The sequence below is a fragment of the Gillisella vitis genome, assembly GCF_021559775.1.
Taxonomy (GTDB): Bacteria; Pseudomonadota; Alphaproteobacteria; order Rhizobiales; family Rhizobiaceae; genus Allorhizobium; species Allorhizobium ampelinum.
On sequence record NZ_CP056047.1, the window covers coordinates 3,695,912 to 3,716,234 of the forward strand.

The 20,323-nt window shown below is 59.5% G+C and carries 20 protein-coding genes; 4 read left to right on the forward strand and 16 right to left on the reverse strand.

Annotated elements, in window-relative coordinates; translation table 11 throughout:
- Positions 1 to 52: 52 nt before the first annotated feature.
- The 10 genes from AVCG78_RS17045 to AVCG78_RS17090 form a co-directional block, all read right to left on the reverse strand.
- Positions 53 to 517 carry a TspO/MBR family protein gene (locus AVCG78_RS17045; RefSeq protein WP_071202472.1) on the reverse strand — a complete coding sequence of 155 codons (465 nt, stop codon included), beginning with the start codon at positions 515 to 517 and terminating at the stop codon, positions 53 to 55.
- Between the two features lie 48 nt (positions 518 to 565).
- Positions 566 to 1,639: a DUF1513 domain-containing protein gene (locus AVCG78_RS17050; protein WP_071202474.1), complete on the reverse strand. Its 1,074-nt coding sequence runs from the start codon at positions 1,637 to 1,639 to the stop codon at positions 566 to 568.
- A 5-nt stretch (positions 1,640 to 1,644) separates the two neighbouring features.
- Positions 1,645 to 2,769 carry an imelysin family protein gene (locus tag AVCG78_RS17055; RefSeq protein WP_081363308.1) on the reverse strand — a complete coding sequence of 375 codons (1,125 nt, stop codon included), beginning with the start codon at positions 2,767 to 2,769 and terminating at the stop codon, positions 1,645 to 1,647.
- A complete protein-coding gene (locus AVCG78_RS17060; RefSeq protein WP_071202478.1) occupies positions 2,769 to 4,355 on the reverse strand; it encodes a di-heme oxidoreductase family protein in 1,587 nt (528 codons plus the stop codon). The genes AVCG78_RS17055 and AVCG78_RS17060 overlap by 1 nt, the downstream gene beginning before the upstream one ends.
- Positions 4,356 to 4,372: 17 nt before the next feature.
- Positions 4,373 to 5,650, reverse strand: a complete 1,278-nt coding sequence (locus AVCG78_RS17065) for an imelysin family protein (RefSeq protein WP_071202480.1) — start codon at positions 5,648 to 5,650, stop codon at positions 4,373 to 4,375.
- Between the two features lie 117 nt (positions 5,651 to 5,767).
- Positions 5,768 to 7,054, reverse strand: coding sequence for an RsmB/NOP family class I SAM-dependent RNA methyltransferase (locus tag AVCG78_RS17070; RefSeq protein ID WP_071202481.1), 1,287 nt, complete (start codon positions 7,052 to 7,054; stop codon positions 5,768 to 5,770).
- Between the two features lie 309 nt (positions 7,055 to 7,363).
- Positions 7,364 to 7,699 (reverse strand): septal ring lytic transglycosylase RlpA family protein, encoded by a 336-nt coding sequence (locus tag AVCG78_RS17075; protein ID WP_409065484.1) that lies wholly within the window; start codon positions 7,697 to 7,699, stop codon positions 7,364 to 7,366.
- A gap of 373 nt (positions 7,700 to 8,072) precedes the next feature.
- Positions 8,073 to 8,945: an SDR family oxidoreductase gene (locus AVCG78_RS17080; RefSeq protein WP_071202483.1), complete on the reverse strand. Its 873-nt coding sequence runs from the start codon at positions 8,943 to 8,945 to the stop codon at positions 8,073 to 8,075.
- Positions 8,942 to 10,114 (reverse strand): tRNA epoxyqueuosine(34) reductase QueG, encoded by a 1,173-nt coding sequence (gene queG, locus AVCG78_RS17085; RefSeq protein ID WP_071202485.1) that lies wholly within the window; start codon positions 10,112 to 10,114, stop codon positions 8,942 to 8,944. Before queG ends, AVCG78_RS17080 begins: the two co-directional genes overlap by 4 nt.
- An 11-nt stretch (positions 10,115 to 10,125) precedes the next feature.
- Entirely contained in the window at positions 10,126 to 10,818 is a 693-nt protein-coding gene (locus AVCG78_RS17090) for a glutathione S-transferase family protein (protein WP_012654757.1), read from the reverse strand.
- 173 nt (positions 10,819 to 10,991) lie between these two features.
- On the opposite strand from AVCG78_RS17090, the gene AVCG78_RS17095 reads away from it, so the two are divergent.
- Positions 10,992 to 11,798, forward strand: coding sequence for an undecaprenyl-diphosphate phosphatase (locus AVCG78_RS17095; protein ID WP_071202487.1), 807 nt, complete (start codon positions 10,992 to 10,994; stop codon positions 11,796 to 11,798).
- Between the two features lie 734 nt (positions 11,799 to 12,532).
- Here the strand turns inward: AVCG78_RS17095 and AVCG78_RS17100 are convergent.
- Positions 12,533 to 13,510 (reverse strand): complex I NDUFA9 subunit family protein, encoded by a 978-nt coding sequence (locus AVCG78_RS17100; protein WP_012654759.1) that lies wholly within the window; start codon positions 13,508 to 13,510, stop codon positions 12,533 to 12,535.
- 153 nt (positions 13,511 to 13,663) lie between these two features.
- Positions 13,664 to 13,954: a DUF1330 domain-containing protein gene (locus AVCG78_RS17105; RefSeq protein WP_012654760.1), complete on the reverse strand. Its 291-nt coding sequence runs from the start codon at positions 13,952 to 13,954 to the stop codon at positions 13,664 to 13,666.
- Between the two features lie 206 nt (positions 13,955 to 14,160).
- Here AVCG78_RS17105 and AVCG78_RS17110 point away from each other — a divergent pair, with 206 nt between their 5' ends.
- Positions 14,161 to 15,345: a right-handed parallel beta-helix repeat-containing protein gene (locus AVCG78_RS17110; RefSeq protein ID WP_071202489.1), complete on the forward strand. Its 1,185-nt coding sequence runs from the start codon at positions 14,161 to 14,163 to the stop codon at positions 15,343 to 15,345.
- Between the two features lie 19 nt (positions 15,346 to 15,364).
- Here AVCG78_RS17110 and pyrF read toward each other — a convergent pair whose 3' ends face one another.
- The 4 genes from pyrF to dnaN form a co-directional block, all read right to left on the reverse strand.
- Positions 15,365 to 16,060 (reverse strand): orotidine-5'-phosphate decarboxylase, encoded by a 696-nt coding sequence (gene pyrF, locus AVCG78_RS17115; protein ID WP_071202491.1) that lies wholly within the window; start codon positions 16,058 to 16,060, stop codon positions 15,365 to 15,367.
- Positions 16,060 to 16,647 (reverse strand): histidine phosphatase family protein, encoded by a 588-nt coding sequence (locus AVCG78_RS17120; protein ID WP_071202493.1) that lies wholly within the window; start codon positions 16,645 to 16,647, stop codon positions 16,060 to 16,062. The genes pyrF and AVCG78_RS17120 overlap by 1 nt, the downstream gene beginning before the upstream one ends.
- Positions 16,648 to 16,660: 13 nt before the next feature.
- Complete coding sequence (pmtA, locus tag AVCG78_RS17125; RefSeq protein ID WP_012654764.1) at positions 16,661 to 17,254, reverse strand: phospholipid N-methyltransferase PmtA; 594 nt, start codon at positions 17,252 to 17,254, stop codon at positions 16,661 to 16,663.
- Between the two features lie 242 nt (positions 17,255 to 17,496).
- Complete coding sequence (gene dnaN / locus AVCG78_RS17130; RefSeq protein WP_071202794.1) at positions 17,497 to 18,615, reverse strand: DNA polymerase III subunit beta; 1,119 nt, start codon at positions 18,613 to 18,615, stop codon at positions 17,497 to 17,499.
- 298 nt (positions 18,616 to 18,913) lie between these two features.
- Between dnaN and rsmI the strand changes: the two genes are divergently transcribed.
- A complete protein-coding gene (gene rsmI, locus AVCG78_RS17135; RefSeq protein WP_071202495.1) occupies positions 18,914 to 19,834 on the forward strand; it encodes a 16S rRNA (cytidine(1402)-2'-O)-methyltransferase in 921 nt (306 codons plus the stop codon).
- Entirely contained in the window at positions 19,831 to 20,217 is a 387-nt protein-coding gene (locus AVCG78_RS17140) for a YraN family protein (RefSeq protein WP_012654767.1), read from the forward strand. The genes rsmI and AVCG78_RS17140 overlap by 4 nt, the downstream gene beginning before the upstream one ends.
- The last annotated feature ends 106 nt before the right edge of the window (positions 20,218 to 20,323 follow it).

Here is a 20,323-nt window from a genome sequence, read left to right on the forward strand (position 1 = left end):
ATGGGGTTTGGCCTGTTGATGGGCTTTGGGCGCGACGGTTTTGCTGCGGTAGTTAATTCAGCAGGAAAAGCGCCGCGTTCAGCACTGTGGCGAAAGCAACCCAGGCGGCATAGGGGATGAAACACAGCATCGCCACCCGGTCCAAGCGGCGGACCTGCCAGACAAAGGCAAGGATCAGCGCCAGCATCGGCAGAATGACGATCAGGGCGAGACCGGTGCTCTGTGCACCGAAGAACGCCGGAGACCACAGGAAATTCAGCAGCATCTGGCCGAACCACAGCGTCATGGCACGCGATGCGCCCCGCGATTGCCGCATCCGCTGCCAGATCCGAGCGCCCGCAAGGCCGATCAGCACGTACAGCACGGTCCAGACCGGGCCGAAGATCCAGCCCGGCGGATTGAAGAAAGGCTTTTCCAGCCCGTCATACCAGTCGCCCGGCAGATTGGTCAGCCCGATCAGGGTGCCGATGCCGGTGACGGCGGCCATGAAGATGAGATTGGTGAGAGCGTTACGCATGACGTGACTACCTATAGCATCAAGCCCTGGATGGAAGGGGATAAGCCATCATCCGATGCGGATGATGTGCTGGTCCCAGTTTACGGCCTCTGATCTGCCCAGGAACCGGCCATCATAGGAAGACGTGGCAAAGCCATGGGCGGCAGGCGCGATGCCCGCTGCTTCGCTCAGGCTGGCGGTTTTCAGCACCTTGCCGCTGTCGGCATCCAACGTGACCGAGAGACCGCCATTCGGTGAGGTGACGCCGACCAGTCCTTCGTGACGGTTGACGGCAATTGCCCCAACATAATTGGCAAGCCCACGGGTGATATCGGGCGGCAGGTCGAGCCAGTGCAGCGCTTCGCCCCGCCTGAAATGGCCGACCAGCGGCGGCAGATCGCGGCGTGGGCCCTCATATTGGCAGGCAAACCAGATCCGGCCACGCGCATCGAGATCGATATGCCGGGTCGAAAGCTGGCGCAGGGCTTCGGGCAGTTCGTGTTTTTCGATCAATGCGCCGGTTTTGGCATCCGCCAGCACTAGAGATGGTTGCATATGGTCGAGATTGAGCTTGGTGCGGCCGAAATCGGGATTGGTCTCGATGCCGCCATTGGCGATGATCAGCAGGCTGCCGTCATCGCTGACGTTCATGTCATGGGTGCCGATACCATGGGCGGAAAATTCGCCGATCCGGCGAAATCCGTCTGTTGCATCGTAAAGCCCGATCATGCCGCGATTGTTGTCGAAATCATTCTCGCTGGCATAGAGCAGCTTGCCATCGGGCGAAAAATGCCCGTGGCCGTAGAAATGGCGGCCCGCCGGGGCGTTGACGACAACAGGTGCCACCTGCTGTTGCCGGTCGAAGATGAAGACGAATGTCCCGGGACGCCTCGCAAAGGCAGCCACCTTATTGGCGCTGGCCGCAAGCCCGTGGGCGCGGCCCGGCAGGGCGACGCGCGCAACGATCCGACCATCTTCGCTGAGCAAGGCAGCGTCAAATGATCCATCCTGGGCGCGAAAGGCGGAGGCATAGACGGCATCGGTTGCCGTCAGGGTCGCTGCTTGCGCCGCTGTCAGCCCGGCCAGATAAACGGCGCCTGCGGCTTTTAAAAAGTGTCGCCTGTCCATCAACGCGCCGCGCATCGGGATCAATCCCCGTCCGCGAAAGAAAAACCGGCGCTGAGGCCGACGCCGCCGCCCAGCCCGTCGCTGAGATCGGTGATCATGCTGCGGCTGTCATCCAGCAGGCTGACCAGCTTCTTGCGGTTGTCGGGTTGGCCAACGGCTGCTTCCACATCCGGTGTGATGGATTGGGCGGTCTGGATCAGCTGGTCGGCCTGGATATTGATGGCGGTGATCACGCCTCGCTTGCCCTCCGGCAACAGGTTTGCAGCGCCTGTGTCGTTGAGAAGCTGTTTGAGACCGGTCAGGTTTTCCTGCATGCTGACGAAGGTCAGGCCGGAGCGCCAGAAAATCGCCTGCTTGGGCGCGATACGGCCCCCTGCACCTTTGAAGAATGTTTCGATCCGCTCGTCGCGCACGGTCTCGGTTCCGTGGACGAGAATGCCGAGCAGGCCGGTGATAGCCTCCGATGGGGTGCGGAAGACATCATTGTTCGGGCCGGGCTGCTTCCAGGCCGTCTGGATGCCGCCGGGCGCTTCCCAGAGGCTGGAAAGTTCGCCTGCCATGTTTTCGATATTGCCAGCAATTGCTGCGCCATAGCGGCAACGGAACGCGCCGTCGGCCTGGTTCAAAGTCTCCGATCCGGTGCCGTAGAGCACATATTCCAGAGCGCCAAGACCCTGGATCGCCACGCTTTTCTCATGCAGGGCTTCCGGCTTGGTGAAGCTGTCGTCATTGGAGGCAATGGCGCCCTGGATCTGCTTCAGCGCCAGTCCCTTGCGGTCCGGGTAAAACAGGATGTGCTCAAAGCGGTTTTCCTCGATCACCGGTCCAACCCGGACAATCTCGATCCGCGCCCAGGCGCGCACGGCTTGCTCAAAGCCATCCTTGGCCGCTTTGACGGTTTGGTCGGAAGGGGTGGCGCATAGGGCATTCATCCCTTCATGCAGGGCCTTGGCCTTGTCGAGAAAATTGCGATAGCCGGGGCGGATAAAGCCATCCACCGTCTTTGCCATCACGTCTGGCACCGCGGCGGCTTGCAGGGCTGTTGCATGGGGGGCGGCGTCCTGCGCCAAAACGGGCAAGGCCTGGAAGGGGAGGAGGGATAGTGTCAGGACGAGGGTCAAAATCCGGCATCGAGCAGTGGGCATCAGAGTGACTCCAGAAACGTAATCAACGCCTTGCGGTCGCCCGGCGTCATGGATGCAAAGGCGTTGCGGGCGTTTTCCGCCTCGCCGCCGTGCCAGAGAATGGCTTGCGGCAGGGAGGTGGCGCGCCCGTCATGCAGATAGGCCTGACGACCGCCGACTTTGGCTGTGAGACCGAGGCCCCAGAGCGGCGGCGTGCGCCATTGCTGGCCGCTGGCCAAGCCGACCTGTTGCCCATCGGCCAGATCGGGACCCATATCATGCAGCAGGAAATCGGAATAGGGCCAGATCAGTTGGAAGGAAAGGGCCGGGTTGGCGGTATCGCGCCGCGTCACATATTTCGGCTGATGGCAGCTGGCGCAACCGGATGCATAAAACAGTGCCTTGCCGGCCAGCACATCAGGCTTTGTGACGTCGCGGCGCTTGGGAGGGGCCAGTGTTTCGCTATAGAATGTCATCAGATCCAGAACCGGCGGTGGTGCCTCGACCGGGCCAAGCCTTGCCTGCACGCCATTCGGTAGCGCCAGGCATTGCGGCTGGTTTGCCGTGCAATCGCCTGCATGGCGCGGATCGTCGGGAGAGGAAATGCCGATATCACCGGCCAAGGCGCTCGCCGCCTGATCGCGGACCGTGGCGTTTTCCGCCTTCCAGCCGAAGCGTCCGATCCTGATGTCGCCGGTCAGGTGATCGCGCACCTTGGCAACTGTTCCCGAAATGCCCTTGCCCGCTTGGGCCTGCCGCTCGGCATTGGCCAGAATATCCTCGTCGGCAATCGCCTCGATCAGGCCCATGCCGATCATCGGATTGGCGATACGCGGCGATAGTGTGGTGTCGGCTCCAAGCGGACCATAACCGAGCGCGTCGATGCTGTAGGTGGGAACCCGCAGCGTCTCCATTTCACCACCGGCAAGCATTACGGTCTTCGGTTGATAGGTCACGACCAGCCGTCCCTCGGCGGCAAGACCGGGTACGGCGCGGTCCTGTAGTTGCCGGCCATAGGTGTCATCGCCGAAATTCAGCGCCTTCAAGGCGGCAATCGCGGCCTTTTCCTCATCGGTATGCGCGGGACGGGCCAGCCTTAGAAACATCGAGGTGGCATCGCCATCCGGTCCGGGTGGATGGCCACGCCCGCCGCGCTGATGGCAGCTTTCGCAGGAGCGGGCGTTGAACAGTGGTCCCAATCCGTCCGAGGCCTGTGTGGAGGAGGGGGAGGAGACCCAGAATTTCTGAAAAAGCGCTTCGCCGAGGGAAAATTGCTGTTGCTGCTCGAAACTCACGGTGGCGAGTGGGTGGGTAAAGGCCTTGGCATCGGCGGAGCCGGTAAAACTCGCAGCGCCTGCCGTCATCGCCTCGAAGGCTTCGGCTTTTGAAAAGTCGGTGGTGGGGACTGTAACGGCGTTGACCTTGATACGGTCTGCCGGTGTGAGATCCGGGCGCAGCTCCGCTGCAAAGGCACTCGCTATCAGGCTGCTTTCCAGCTGGCTTCCCATCAGGAGGGCGCCGCCCAGCAGGAGTATCGTCGCTGTCGTCAGCCGCACGTTCGGCATCCCCGTGATAATGGCCGCCGCCCGTTTGTGGGCAGCGGCCATTTGTTTTCAATCCGTTCTTACTTGAAGACGGCGCTGGGGTTGTCGAGGCTGTCGGAGCCTTCCAGCTTGACTTCGCCGAGATCGAGGGCCGCCACGACGCGCTGGATCGACTTGGTCTGGTCGATCAGACCGTCGATACCCGCCTGTACGGTGGCATTGCCGTCCTTATTGTTCTCGGCAATCATCTGGTCGTAATGCTCGACGGACTTGGCACGCTTGACGAGAGCGGTCATCGCCTTCATCGTCGTGTTCAGCTTGGACTTCATTTCCTTGTCCAGCGCCTTGTCCTTGGCGGCAACCAGGTCCGACAGGGATGGGCCGGTCATCTTGGTGCCATCGGTGCGGGTATATTTGCCGGTATAGGCCGAGCGAATGCCGAGTGCGTCGTAATAATGCGAATTATGGGTGTTGTCGGAGAAGCAGTCATGCTCTTCTTCCGGATCGTGCAGCAACAGCCCAAGCTTCATGCGCTCGCCAGCCAGTTCGCCGTAGGACAGCGAACCCATGCCGGTCAAAATAGCTTTGAGGCCTGAGGTCGGGTCGGCCAGCAAGGTCTTTGTCGCTTCACCTTCCGGCTTCCAGGCATCGACCATTTCTTGAAGGTCGGAGACCAACAGGGTCGAGGCCGACTTCAGATACTGAGCGCGCCGGTCGCAATGGCCGCCGGTGCAATTCTTCAGGTCGTAATCGGTAAAGGGACGGTTGCCAGCGCCTGGGCCAGTGCCGTTCAGGTCCTGGCCCCAGAGCAGGAATTCGATGGCATGGTAGCCGGTTGCCACATTGGCCTCGACGCCACCGGCTTCCTGGAGCTTGTTGGCCAGGAAATCCGGTGTCAGATTGGTGGCGTCCACCTCTTCGCCATTGATCTTGATCTTGGTATTGGCAATCACATTGGCGGTGTAAAGCGCATTGGTATCGCTTTCAGTGCCGTAGGATTTATCGACATAGTCGATCAGGCCTTCGTCCAGCGGCCAGGCATTGACCTTGCCTTCCCAGTCATCAACAATCTTGTTGCCGAAGCGATAGACTTCCGACTGCTGGTAAGGCACACGCGCCTTGATCCAGGCGGAGCGGGCCTTGTTGAGCGTCGACTTGCTAGGCTTGGCAAGGAGCGCGTCAACGGCGGCATCCAGCGTCTTGGCTGTGGTAAGCGAATCCTGGTATTTCGCTTCCGCCAGCTCTGCATAATGCTTCAATACCGCATCGGCTTCCGGCGCTTTCGCTGCCGGAGCGGCAAAACTGGTTGAAGCGATGAAAAGCGCCAGACCGGCGCCGATCATGAATGGTCGAGACATGCCCTCTCCTCTGGCGCCTTTAGCGCCGCTTGTGGTCTGTGGGCATGTCATGGAACAAAATTAAACTAGTGTCAAACAATCAGGAATAGCCCTAAGTATTTAGGGTGCATCCCGATCTCAAGCCTTGACCATCCGGCAGAAGAAAAACCCATCCGTGTCGGTTGCGGCAGGGCTTAAGGTCAGGCTTTTGCCATTGGCGGAGATGGGCTTGGCGACAGACGCGCCAAACAGCCCCGTCCAGCGCTCCAGCATCGGCATCGGCGAAAATTGCGGATGGGCGGCGGTGAAGGCTTCGATCTGCCGGTCGTTTTCCTCTGGCAGCACCGAGCAGGTGACGTAGATCAACTCACCGCCGGACCGGACATAGGTAGCAGCCTCAGTCAGCGCTTGTTGCTGCTGTTCGATCCGCTCCTGCAAATTGCGGTCGGTCAGCCGCCATTTGGTATCGGGCCTGCGCCGCCAGGTGCCGGTGCCGGTGCAGGGGGCATCGACCAGCACCTTGTCGAACCGTCCAGTCAAAGATTGCAGGGCGGCGATCCGGTCATGGACCTGAATATTATGGGTGCCTGCTCGTTTCAGCCGCTCGATGATCGGCGCCAGCCGCTTGCGGTCGCTATCATAGGCGTGAACCTGACCTTTATTGCCCATGGTGGCTGCCATAGCCAGCGTCTTGCCACCGCCGCCTGCGCAGAAATCCAGCACCTGATGACCTTCCGCCGGTTCGACCAGCGCCGAGACGATCTGCGACCCCTCGTCCTGAACCTCGAACCAGCCCTTCTGGAAGCCAAGCTCGGCGGTGACATTCGGCAGGCGCGACGGGCCTTCGCCCGGCTCGATGCGGATGCCGATGGGAGAAATAGTGGCAGGCCTTGCCTGCGTATGCGACAGCGCCTTGAGGACCTTGTCGCGATTGGCCTTCAGCGTGTTGGCGCGCAGATCGAGGCTGGGACGCACGGCCAGCGCCTGCGCCTCGCGCAGCCAGTCGGCTCCGAACACGGCTTCGAAGGATGGAACCACCCATTCAGGAATATCACCCTGGACAAACTGCGGTGCGTCCTCCAGCGTTCGGCTGGAAAAGGCTGCCGACTGTGCCTGCGTCAACGGTGCCGGAGCAAAGCTGTCGCCATCAAGGTCCGCTGCAAGGCTTTCGGGGGCCATTCCCCATTGCCGCAGCAATACGGCATAGCCGAGGGCGGCAGGGCTGTCGTCATCCATGATATAGGCGTGGGAAAGCTTCATGCGCAAGGCGTCATAGACGATATTGCCGATGGCGGCGCGATCACCGGATCCGGCGAAGCGATGCGCCAGGCCCCAATCCTTCAGGGCGTCGGCCACTGGCCTGCGGCGTGTCTCGATATCGCTCAGAACTTCTATTGCTCCGGCTAGCCGTCCGCCCAAACGCATGGTCTTCTCCTTGGTGATCCATCAGACCTTGCGTGGTAGCGATGAAATGCCGTTGGGGCAAGCTGCGTTACTGAAGACTACCAAAAAGTGGGGGCAAATTTTCGATAGAAGCAATAGGCATCAGGATAACAGAACACCCTGGCATGGTTTAATCCATCCGCCGTGCTTAGGGTTTGTTGAGATTTAGGTCTGGGTGTGGCGAAAACGGTGATTTTCGAGAACCGGAGCGCAGTGTACTTGAGTACATGAGCACCGGAAGCGCAGAAAATTGCCGTTTGCAGCCCGACCAGGCCTGAATATCAACAAATCCTAGCCGATCAGCTCGTAGCAGACCTTGGCTGTGCCGCTACCGACCATGCCGATATCGGCGGCGGCTGCCTTTGACAGATCGAGAACCCGGCCCTTGATGAACGGACCGCGATCATTGATCCGCACCACGACTGTCTTGCCGTTGTTGCGGTTGGTGACCTTGACCTTGGAGCCGAAGGGCAATGACTTATGAGCGGCTGTAAAGGTCGTAGGGTTCATCCGTTCGCCAGAAGCAGTGCGCGAGTATAGCGCATACCAGGAAGCGCCACCGCAACCATTTGCTGCAAAGGCCTGGAGAGGGCTGAAAGCAACAAGAGAGGTAATAGCTGCTGCGATGAGGACTGACCGACTGAGAGGCACCAAGTTTTCGTTTCCCTTTGCTATTTCTGAGATGAAATTTGCGTAGGGAGGCTTAAAGGTGGTCAAAAATGGCAAAAAAGTGCCTCAGTCGATCACGGAATGTTACGTTAAGATATATTCGTGATGATAAGGCAAAATTTACTTTTTGGTAGGAATTTAGAAAAACTGTTTAAAAACAGCCTAAAAACGCAATAATATTGCGAGCTATGTGATTTTGAATCGATCACAAAATATTTTTCCCTTGGCTCTAAAAATTACACATCAAACGCGGGGGTAAGTCGGCAAATATGGCGAAATCGGCGCAATTTTTGAGCGAAATAGGGCGCAATTCAGGAATGAATGTGCTTGCCTACCCCCGCCAGCGGCCTGAAGACCAGAGTTGGCTGAGAGAAACCCGGTAGTCGGGATAGGCAAAGGCAAAGCCCAGCGCCTGGACCTTGGCATTCATTACCCGCTTGTTCTCACCGTAAAAGGACCGCGCCATCGGCGACAGTTCTGCTGTTTCGAAGGCCTGTTCCGGCGGCGGCTCTACCCCCATCAGCCGGGCAGCCTCTGCCACCACATCCTGCGGCGGGGCGGGTTCGTGGTCGGTGATATTGAAGATCCCCTGCTCGTTTCGCGCGGCCAGAAACCAGGTCGCGGCGGCAATATCTTCGACGCGGATCCGGTTGAACACCTGATCCTTTTTCACCAGACGCCGGGCCGTGCCTTCGGCCATGTTGACAAGACCATTGCGACCCGGCCCGTAAATGCCTGACAGCCGCAGTGTCGAGAGCGGCACACCTGCCGCAAGCGCGGCTCTCCCCCAGGCCTGTTCTGCCTCCACCCGCTCTTTGGAACGCACCGAGACAGGCTTGCAGACCGTGTCTTCATCCACCCATGCACCCTGATGGTCGCCATAGACGCCGACGGTCGACAAATAGGCCAGCCATTGCACTTTGGGCATCCATGTCTTCAGCTCGCCCTGCGTCAACCGCAGCAGAGGGTCGCCGTCGCTGCCTGGAGCAATTGACTGGACGACATGCGTGGCGCAGGCCATGGCCTGGATGATCTCGTCTGAAAGACGTTGGCCGTCAAAAACCAGCGGTTCGATGCCGAGATCGCTCAAAGCCTTGGCCTTGGCCGGTGAGCGCGTCGTGCCACTGACGGGAATGCCCTGCTGGATAAAGTGCTGGCCAATTGCCTTGCCGGAATATCCGGCGCCAAAAATCATCAGTCTCATGGGGTCACTCCGGCTGCTATCCATTCCGCCCTGACATCGCTATCGGGCTCATTGTCTCTATAATGTGCGAGGTCGCGAAACGCCTGCGGCGGCATGAGGCGCGACAGCGCCCAGACGGCCATGCCACGCACATCCGGTGAGGCATCGGCGAGCAGGCCCAGGCAGGGCGTGATCAGCGTTGACAGTCCCGAATTGCCGGCCGCGATCAGCACATTGCGCACAAACCTGTCACGTCCGATCCGCTTGACCGGCGAACCGCTGAAATGGCTGCGGAAGCCTGGATCGTCAAGGGTGAGGAAAAAGGCGATGTCAGGTGCCATCAGGTCTTCGCGGGCCTGAAGCTTGATCTCCTGCGTCTGCGCCGCAAACTTGTTCCAGGGACAGGCGGCCAGACAATCGTCGCAACCATAGATCCGGTTGCCGAAGGCTGGGCGTAGGTCGCGATCGATCACGCCCTTATGCTCGATGGTGAGATAAGAGATGCAGCGGCGGGCATCGATCTGGTAGGGGGCAGGGAAGGCCGATGTCGGGCAGGCGTCGAGACAGGCGCGGCAGGAGCCGCAATGGTCGCGCTCCGCTGCGTCCAGTTCCAGCTCGGCTGTGGTGAACAGGCTGCCGAGAAACAGCCAGGAGCCGTAATCGCGGCTGACCAGATTGGTATGCTTGCCCTGCCAGCCAAGCCCGGCAGCAGCGGCCAGCGGCTTTTCCATGACAGGGGCTGTATCGACGAAGACTTTTACATCCTCACCGGCCCGGGCGGCAAAGCGGGTGGCGATTTCCTTCAGCTTGCCCTTGATGATGTCGTGATAATCACGGTTGCGGGCGTAGACGGAGATCGCTGCCTTGTCGGGCTGCGCCTGTAGGTAGCGCGGATCGGTCTCAGGGCCGTAATTCAGGCCGAACATCACGATGGAGCGAACCTGCGGCCACAGCACTTTCGGATCGCCGCGCCGCTCGCGCGTTTCCTCCATCCAGGCCATGGTCCCGTGATAGCCAGCGTCCACGAACTCCATCAGCCGGGCAGGGGCCTGGGGAATGCTCTGCGGCCCGGTGATCCGACAGAGATCAAAACCCTTGTCAGCCGATTCCTGGCGGATGAAGGCGGAAAGCTTTGCGGCCCGGGCCTTGGCCTTTTCCGCCGTCCGCTCGGGGTTGCTTTCCTTGACCATGGTGTTTTCCGTCAGAAATCCAGATCCGCATAGTGGGAAACAGGGGTGAGGCCACGCACCCGCTCGGCCAGCAGCGGTCGGAACGACGGGCGCGATTTCAGCCGCTGATACCAGTCCTTGGCAATCGGTGATTCCGCCCAGTCGATCTCGCCAAGGTAATCCAGCACCGATATCGCCGCACCGGCAGCAAGATCGCCATAGCTGAGCCGGTCGCCCGCCAGCCAGGTGCGCGAGCCAGCCAGCCAGCTCAGATATTTCATGTGCTGGCGAATATTGCCACGGGCGGTGCGCAGCACCTTGGAATCCGGTGCGCCGCCACCAAGCCCGTTGGGGATCTGCAATTTGAACACCCGCTCACGGGCCAGTGGCCGGGTGACGTCTTGTTCCATCTTTTGCAGGAACCAGTCCACCAGCCGTCGGATTTCGGCGCGCTGGAAGGGGTCTTCGGCCAAGAGCCGACGGTCCCGCTTCAAGACGCCATGGGTTTCGTCCAGGAATTCCGATATGACCGTGCAGCCACACAGCGTGCGCATATTGTCATCGACATAGACGGGCAGGGTGCCAGCGGGATTGAGGGTGAGAAATTCCCGGCGCTTTTCCCAGGTCTGTTCTTCGACCAGATCTGCCTGAAAACCGTATTCCGACAGGATCAATCGGACAAAGCGGGACGTGGTTGACATCGGATGGTGATACAAAGTGGGCATTGATGGGGCACTGTTCCGGTTGGGGGCGATGATCGGGGCTGTCTGGTTTCTCTTGGCTGGCCATTCCATCTGGCCATAACATCTGGCCAGGGGGCCAACCTTGCGTCTATAGGAATTTCATTCCGTCATACAAGCGAATCGCTTTCCTTGTCACGCCTATCAAAGGACAATCCATGGAAGATCAATCGATCGTCAGCGCCCTTCTTCTCGGTCTTATCGAGGGCCTTACGGAATTCATCCCGGTGTCTTCGACGGCGCATGTGCTGTTGGCCGGCCATTTTCTCGGCTTCAAATCGCCCGGAAACACCTTTGCAGTGCTGATTCAGCTCGGTGCCATTCTTGCTATTTTGGCTGTCTATATCCAGAAATTGCTGGGGATTGCGCTGTCTTTGCCCAGCAATCCCAAAAGCCGCCATTTCGTCCTGGCTGTGCTGGTGGCTTTCCTGCCCGCCGCCATTATCGGCGCGCTGGCCCATGACTTCATCAAGGCCGTGCTGTTTGAAACCCCGATGCTGATCTGCGTGATGCTGATCCTGGGCGGGGTAATTCTTCTGTGGGTTGATCGGATGACGTTCAATCCCCGCTATACCGACGTCATGGATTATCCGCTGTCACTGGCTCTGAAGATCGGCCTGTTCCAGTGCCTGGCGATGATTCCCGGCACATCACGTTCGGGCGCAACCATTGTCGGCTCGCTGCTGATGGGGACAGATAAGCGTTCGGCTGCCGAGTTTTCGTTTTTCCTGGCGATGCCGACCATGCTGGGGGCCTTCGTGCTGGATCTCTACAAGAACCGCAATGCACTCAGCATGGATGACGGCCTGCTGATCGGCGTCGGCTTCCTTGCGGCGTTCATTTCGGCGCTGTTTGTGGTGCGTGGACTGCTCGATTTCGTCTCCCGCCGCGGCTATGCACCCTTTGCCTGGTGGCGGATAGCCGTCGGCGTCGTGGGCCTGATTGGCCTTCTGGTCTGGGGATAAGACAAACCCAAGGGGCCCCTTTGCTTTGAGGGGCCTGCCCATCCTGTGGCGCGTCGTCAAACGATTGGCGGCGTGACGCACACGAATTCCTACAGCGCCGCGTGTTTTATGAACGCACGGCGCTGTAGTGTTTTTCAGAGAAAAATGGAAACGCGCTTCCAGAAACGTAAACGAGAGAAACTATCTCTTTGTTTTACGCATAGCCTGATAGAAAACCGCTTTTTACGGTTCCCGGAAAGGGTCTATGACGGGGAACAGGATGACCCGCAGGTCTCAGCGGGCAATCGAGCCCGTGCTGCAAGGGTCAACACCGTAGGCGGGTGCGCAATTGCCCTTACGAGCTGCGACCGTCGAGGGAGCGACGAAGGAACCTGCGATGACAACCAATGCCGCACACGCAAAAAACAGTGCGATAGATTTGCCCATGAAATCAGTACCTCAGAAGAATGTGAAATGGCGGGTGCGAAGAACGCTGGCCCCATGCATTGATCCGTCTTTACGCATGGCCCACCTCAACATCAATAGCGGAATGTGCTGAATTGGCAGTTAATGAAACTAATTAATTTCTGCGTCTTTTGTGCAACGCCGACACATGGCCCGCGCCGCACTGGAGACTAAGCTTGCCATTGCGGTAAAGCTGGGTTTCGCTTTTCCTGGATCAAAACAAGCCTCTTTTCATGCGCCGTATGGGGCGCATGAACGATTCTAAAGAGTGATTCTCAATCCGATGCCGATCAGGCTGCCTTGCCGGAGCGGCTATATTGTCCATGCGGACGGAAATGGATGAGATAGGAGGGCAGCACGGCGGCAACAGCTGTCGGCGTAATACCAAGGGCTGTGAGCGTCCTGCCTTCCTTTTTGGCGGCTTCGGAGACCACGTTATCACTTTTCAGCAGCGTCAGCTGATCATTGGTCAGCGGCGGTGTGATCAGCGGAATAGCCGAGGCGACGGAGGCAAGCAGCGAAGCGATACCGAAGGGCAGCGACACCAGCGGATTGGTGCGGTCGATAACCCGCAGCATTTCCTCAAGACATTGCCGGAAGGTCAGAACTTCCGGTCCGCCCAGCTCAAAGAGACCGGCAGCCACCTTGCCGTCGACGGCTTTGGCCACGGCTTCGGCCACGTCTTCGACGAAGACCGGCTGGAATTTCGTCTTGCCGCCGCCGATCAAGGGTAGGACGGGCGACAGGCGGGCCATTGCGGCAAACTTGTTGAAGAAGCTGTCCTCGGGGCCGAAAACGATGGATGGCCGAAGGATGACCGCGCCCGGCGCGACCTGGCGGATGGCATCTTCGCCACGGCCCTTGCTGGCTGCGTAGCTGGAAGCCGATTTCGCATCGGCGCCAATGGCCGAGATATGCACCAGCCTGGCACCTGCAGCGGTTGCTGCTTCAGCCACGGCACGGGCACCGAAATCCTGCACGGCGTCGAACTTGTTGCGGCCTGATTCCAGCAGGATGCCGACGCAATTGACGACAACCGATGCGCCTTCAACAGCCTTTGCGACGCTGTCGCGGTAGCGCAGATTGGCCTGGGACAGCGAAATCTGTCCGACATTGCCGAACGGCAGCACGAAACCCGCCAGATCGGGGCGGCGCACGGCGACGCGCACCCGGTAACCGCGCTGCGCCAGCACCCGCACCACATGCCTGCCCACGAATCCGGAGCCTCCGAAAACGGTAACGAGCGGCGGAAGATTTGCGAACGTCATAGAGTGCTCCTGCGGATCGGAATATCAGACCAATTCATCAGCTGTCTCATATCGCTAATGCGCAGCGAGGTGAAGCAGAATCATGCTGTCCCATGTCTTGGGCAAGAGTTAATGTCTGGGACCAGAGTTAATAGAACCGCTTTGAAACTGGGATCAAAGGTTGCCTTCGACCAGAACAATCTCGCCGTCGGCGACTTCCTGGCGGATCTTGACGGCGGCCTGATATTCCGGTGAGTGATAGCAATCATAAGCGGCCTGAAAGGACGGAAACTCGATGACCACGTTGCGGGCCCGGCTTTGGCCTTCCACGGCATCCGTCTTGCCGCCACGGGCCAGAAAGACAGCGCCGAAACGCTCAAAAGCCGGCTTTGCCGTCGAGACGTAATCCTTGTAGCGTTCCGCATCACGCACATCGACGCGCGCGATCCAATATCCCTTTGCCATCAAATCACCTCTTTCGGTTTCTCTTTGGTGATCGGCGAATTTTGCGGCAAGGTCAAGCCACCAGTATGGGCGGCCTATGGGCGAGCGGACGGAAAGGGTGCATGCGCGATGTCTTGGGGCCTTGGCTTTGGCCGCAAGAATGAGGCATTGTCAAATCCAGCGCGACGGCCAGCCCGTCTGGGTCGCCAATCGGAGACGAGGTCAAGGTGGGCAATATTAGCAACCTGATACGCAATGAAATGAGCAGGGAGATCAACAGGCTTCCAAAGCTCACGCCGGTCCTGTTGTTTTTCCTGTTGTCCGTTCCTTTGCTGCCGGTCCCCTTTACCACCGTCTCGCTGATGGAAGGCAGTGTGTTCGCGGCCTCCGCGCCTGCTGCCAGCCATGGCGCGCTTGCCAAGCCCTGCGCTCCCTCCGTCTATGATGCGCTGCGCGACACGCCGCTTGAGGCCGAAAGCGTCTTGCGTTTGGCCTGCAAGGTTGAGTTGACCCATGACGATCTGGTGATGCAAAACCTGGAATTGCTGGGGGCCGATGCCAGCGGTGTCAGTATCGATTGCCATGGCGGTGTTATTGGCCTTCCGGGAAGCGTGCCGAAGGGCGCGCCGCCCACCATCCGCATTGCCTCGCTGCGCAAGGATGATGGGAGCTGGAGCGTTCCGCACGACATCGTGATCCGCAATTGCAAGATCTACGGTTCCATCCACATCATGGGGCTTGGCGCCAATGGCGAGGCGGAGTTGGTGCGGCAATCCTCGCTCAATCGCAATCATACCGAATATGCCCAGTCGGTCGCACCGTCCGGTATCGTGCTGGACACTCTGTCGATTGTCGCCGATGGCCCGATCCCGCTCTATGTCGCGCCTGGTGTCACCCATGTGACTCTCTCGCACTCAACCATCCAGGGGCAGACCAAGGGATCGGCGATCTATCTCGATGCGGAGACCGCGCATAACACCATTTCAGGCAATAGTTTCGAACTGGCGACGCGAAGCCGCGAAATGATCGCGGTGGACGGATCGGCGCATAATGTCATCGAAGCCAATAGCTTCGCCAATGCGCAGCATGGCGGTATTTTTCTCTATCGCAATTGCGGCGAGGGCGGCACGATTCGTCACCAGACCCCGCAGCATAACCGGATCGCCGATAATAAATTCACCTACCAGGACGCTTTTCGCCCGCGCCCGGCCATCTGGCTGAATGCTCGGGAGGCCTGGCGCAATCTCTATTGCTACCAGGACCCGCCGGCCCCTTTCGGTAGCGGTGCCGACAACCACAGCTTTGCGGATTTCAATACTGTCAGCGGCAACCAGATCATTGGTGGGGACGCCGACCTGATCCGCGACAATGGCCAAAACAATGTGCTAAGCGGCAATGGCATCAAGCCTTGAGGACAGTTCCTCATAGACGTCAGGTGAAAGCGGCCTGCATTTCGGCGAGAATGACCTGGGTTGCGGCTCTCGGATCGTCTGCCTTGACGATCGGGCGGCCGACAACCAAATGGCTGGAACCGGCATGGATGGCGTCTGCCGGCGTCATCACCCGTTTCTGGTCACCGGCATCACTGCCAGCGGGGCGGATGCCGGGCGTGACAATGGCCATGTCGGAGCCGAGAATGGCGCGCACAGCCTGCGCTTCCTGCGCCGAGCAGACGATACCGCCCATGCCTTTTTCTTTTGCCTGGGCAACTCGCTTCAGGACCAGTGACCGGGCATCGCCCTGATAACCGGCATCGGTGAGATCCTGGTCATCCATTGAGGTTAAGACGGTTACGCCGAGCAGGCAGAGACCTGACCCTTGCGCTGCTTCCACGGCTGCCTGCATGGCTTTCGGATAGGCATGCAGCGTCAGCATGGTCATGCCCATTCGGACAATATTTTCCACTGCCGAGGCGACGGTATTGTCGATATCGAGCAGTTTCATGTCCAGAAAGACCTTCTTGCCGCTTTGGGCGAGGTCTCGGGCAAATTCCAGCCCGCCTGCAAAAGCCAGTTGATAGCCGATCTTGTAGAAAGTCACGTCTTCGGCCAGCGTCGAGACCAGTTTTTCCGCCTCAGTGACGGTGGCGACGTCAAGCCCCACGATCAAACGATTGCGCGCATCCATCAACGATCTCCCTGCCAGGTTTCCATGGCGGTCCAGTCGCATGTGACGGTCAGATCCGCAAGAGTGAAGCAGAAGAGATTGCCGCCGCCCGGCGGCTGATCGCCGCTTCGGCGGATCGGCTGGTTTTGCAGATGGCATTTCAACAGGGTTCCGACGCCGCCATGACCGATGAAGGCGATGGGAACCGTCGGATCGTGCTGGCCAAGAACATCCTGGATCGCCCCGACAATCCGGGCTTGCGCATCAATGGCCCGCTCCCAGCCGCAAAAACTATCCTCAGGATGGGCAAAAAACCAGTCCGCTGCCTTTTCAAATTCCGGCGGGGTCAGAAAGCCAGTCGCGGAACGGTCGTTTTCATGCATGGTCTCGATCTGTTCGAGATCAATATTGGCCGCGCCCGCCAGGATCGCCGCTGTTTCCACGGCCTTGGTCTCGGCGCTGCTGACGATACGGCCAAGCTGGCGCACCCAGGCGGCTGTCGCCGTCCTGCGGGTCCGCTCCTGCCCCAGGTCAGACAGTCCCCATTGCGGCACCGGCACGTCCGGGTCGATCCGGACCTGCGGATGGGTGATGTAGACGGCGAACATGTCTTGGTTCTCTTCAGCGGCGGCGATAGATCCAGAGCTGGGCTGGCGGAATGTTGCGGACCACGAAATCGAAATGCTGGATGAAATAGCTTCCGCCCTTGGCGATGATCGGCGACATCGGCCCGTAGGAAATCTGCATGAAGGGTCGTCCATGCGGCATCCGGTCCAAAAGGTCCTCTAGCAGCCTGATGCGTTCCTGCATCGGGAAGTTCAGGAGCGGCATGGCGGAAATCACGCAGTCGAAGGACAGACCGGACAGCGGCCCCAATGTCTTTTCCAAGTTAAAGGCGTCACCGTGGACGAAATTCACGCCGGGGATTGTCTCGGTCAGGTGCCGGTGGAAGTCGGCGGAATATTCGACCGAAACCAGTTTCTCCGGCTTGATGCCACGCGCCAGGATCGCCTTGGTGATCACGCCCGTTCCAGGCCCCAGTTCCAGCACTGGCAGTCCGCTTTCCGGCGTGATGATGCTGGCCATGCGCCGGGCGGTAATGGTGGAGGTCGGCACGATGGCGCCTACCAGCTTCGGCCCTTGCATCATGCCCTTGAAGAAACGGATTTCCTCATCGAACTTCTTTTCCAGCCGCTGCTTCAGGTTGAGCTTCATTCGCCGTCGTCTCCCAAAAAGATATGCTGCGCCGATCATGGGCGCATAATCGGCATGTTGATGCGATTTGTCGCGAAAACAAGACAAAATGGCGCGCATGTGAAAATTTTGTGTCTCACCCAAGTCGGACGGTGTTGCAAAAGACGCAATTCAGCCAGCGCTTTCCGGGTCAGGTAAAACAGAAACGCCGCCCCGGCTTGCGCACGAGACGGCGTTATTGATTGATGGCAGAGACGGATGGTCTAAACGCGCATCGGCATCAGCACATAAAGCGCATCATCACCGGCGGTATCGCGGATCAGGGTCGGCGATCCGGCATCGGCCAGAAGGAAAATCGCTTCTTCGCCGGACAGCTGCGCGGTGATGTCGAGCAGATATTTGGCGTTGAAGCCGATTTCCATCGCATCGCTTTCGTAGCCGACGGCAACTTCCTCGGTGGCGCTGCCCGAATCCGGGTTGTTGACGGTCAACATCAGATGGCCGTCGCCGATAGCGAGCTTCACCGCCCGGCCACGTTCCGACGAAATGGTGGAAACACGGTCAACGGCGCGGGCGAAGGTCTGGCAATCGACCCGCATTTCCTTGTCATTGGCCTGGGGAATGACCCGCTGATAATCGGGGAAGGTGCCGTCGATCAGCTTCGAGGTCATGACGATCTCGCCGATATTGAAGCGGATTTTGGCGTCGGACACTTCGAGCGCCACGATCAGATCGGGATTATCGACCAGTTTCTGCAACTCGCCAACCGTTTTGCGCGGAATGATGATCCCCGGCATGCCTTCCGAGCCGGATGGCGCTTCCACGTCGGCGCGGGCCAGGCGGTGGCCATCGGTGGCGACGGCGCGCAGCTTCAGCTTGCCATCGGCTTCAATCGTGTGGAGGTAAATGCCGTTCAGGTAATAGCGGGTTTCTTCCGTCGAGATCGCAAATTGGGTGCGATCAATCAGCATTTTCAGGTCCGAGGCCTTCAGCTTGAAGGAATGGCTGAAGCTGCCGGTGGTCAGATCAGGGAAATCCTGCTCCGGCAGGCATTGCAGCGAGAACTTCGACCGACCGGAGGCGACCGTCATGCTGGCACCATCCGGATTGGTCGAGAGCAGCACTTCGGCGCCGTCAGACAATTTGCGGACGATTTCATACAGCAGATGGGCTGGAACCGTGGTCGCACCGGCCTGCTCGATATTGGCCGAGGTGGCTTCGGTCACTTCCAGATCGAGGTCGGTTGCCTTCATCGACAGGCTCTGGCCTTCGGCGCGCAGCAGCACGTTGGACAGAATCGGAATGGTATTGCGCCGCTCGACCACCCGGTGAACATGGTTCAGGGACTTGAGAAGATTGGACCGTTCAAGAGTAATACGCATCGACGCTGCCACTTTCGACCTGTGCGATCCGGCATTCGGGATCGGCTTGCCTTGATCCGGGCGACGATGCCCGGCTTTATTCGGACGGGCAAAATGGCAGCAAAGACGATCAAAATGCAAGGGCCTGCCGTCTTTTGGCACGCCTTGGTCGAGGCTTTCCACCACAGATCACGCTCCTTGGCGTGCAGGGACGCTTGCGGGGGCGGCTTGCCTCGCCCATAACAAGGGTAGGCCATGCGTGTCATGCGCCTGAGTGGACTGGTTCGGCCAAGGGCTGTCCGAATGAAAAGAGAATGGGATGAGTGCCGTGGCAGAGACTGTGAATACGCCGGATGACGGGCAGAAAAGTTTCCGGCTGCATGATCGCCCAGTCACGGCCCGGCCAATCGAGCCAGCGCTCTATCTGGTGGCAACCCCGATTGGCAATCTCTCCGACATCACGCTGCGGGCTTTGGAAGTGCTGGCCGGAGCTGATGTTCTGGCCTGCGAAGATACCCGCGTCACCCGTGTCCTGCTGGACCGCTATGGCATCACCACCCGTCCCTACGCCTATCACGAATATAATGCCGAGGAGGTCGGACCGAAGCTGATCGAGGCGCTGGCCTCAGGCAAATCCGTGGCGCTGGTTTCCGATGCTGGGACGCCGCTGGTGTCCGATCCGGGGTATCGGCTGGCGAAGCTTGCCATCGAGGCCGGGCTGCGGGTTGTGCCATTGCCGGGGCCATCAGCGCCGCTTGCCGCCCTGGTCGGCTCCGGTCTTCCCAATGATGCTTTCCTATTTGCGGGCTTCCTGCCCACCAAGGACAAGGCGCGCCGCGACCGGCTGGCGCAATGGGCGGCAACACCGGCAACGTTAATTTTCTTTGAATCGCCGCATCGGATCGGTGCGACCCTTGCCGCAGCAGCCGAGGTGTTGGGCGCGGAGCGCAGCGCCTGCGTCTGCCGTGAACTGACCAAGACATTCGAGGAATTCCGGCGCGGCACTCTGGCAGAATTATCCGACTGGTATGATGACGAGCGCCAGGTCAAGGGCGAGATCGTGCTGGTGGTCGGGCCGCCGCTGCCCTCCGGTCCCCCGGATGCCGCCGATGTCGATCGATTGCTGGTACAACTGGCGCAAACCCTGCCGACGGCGGGGGCGGCTACTGAGGCCGCCCGCCAGACCGGCCTGCCGCGCAAGGATCTCTATCAGCGCCTGCTGGAGTTGAAGGCCGGGTGAGGGCTGACGAAAAAAAGCCGAGGGAAAAATCCGGCGCAGCGCGTAAGCGGGCCGAACGGCGTGGCCGTTGGTCGGAATATCTGGCGGCGGCTTATCTGCTGTCGAAGGGGTACCGGATCGTCGCCCTGCGTTACAAAACCCGCTCAGGCGAAATCGACCTTATCGTTCGACGCGGCGATCTGGTCGTGCTGGTTGAGGTCAAGGCGCGTGCCACGCAACAATCCGCCGTCGATGCGGTGAGTTTTGAGAGCCAGCGCCGCATCCGCGCTGCCGGAGATCTCTGGCTATGCCGCCAACCGGACGCCAGCCGCCTGTCGATCCGCTGCGACATTGTCGCGGTACTGCCCTGGCGTTGGCCGAGACATTTTCCGGGTGCTTTTTGAGGATGCATTACCCCTAAAAATATTGGGTATTTTAGTCGGATTTCAGTTTCGCCGCCAATGTGACGGTGCTGTCATAAAACATTCAAGTCTCTGTCATCTTGGCTCA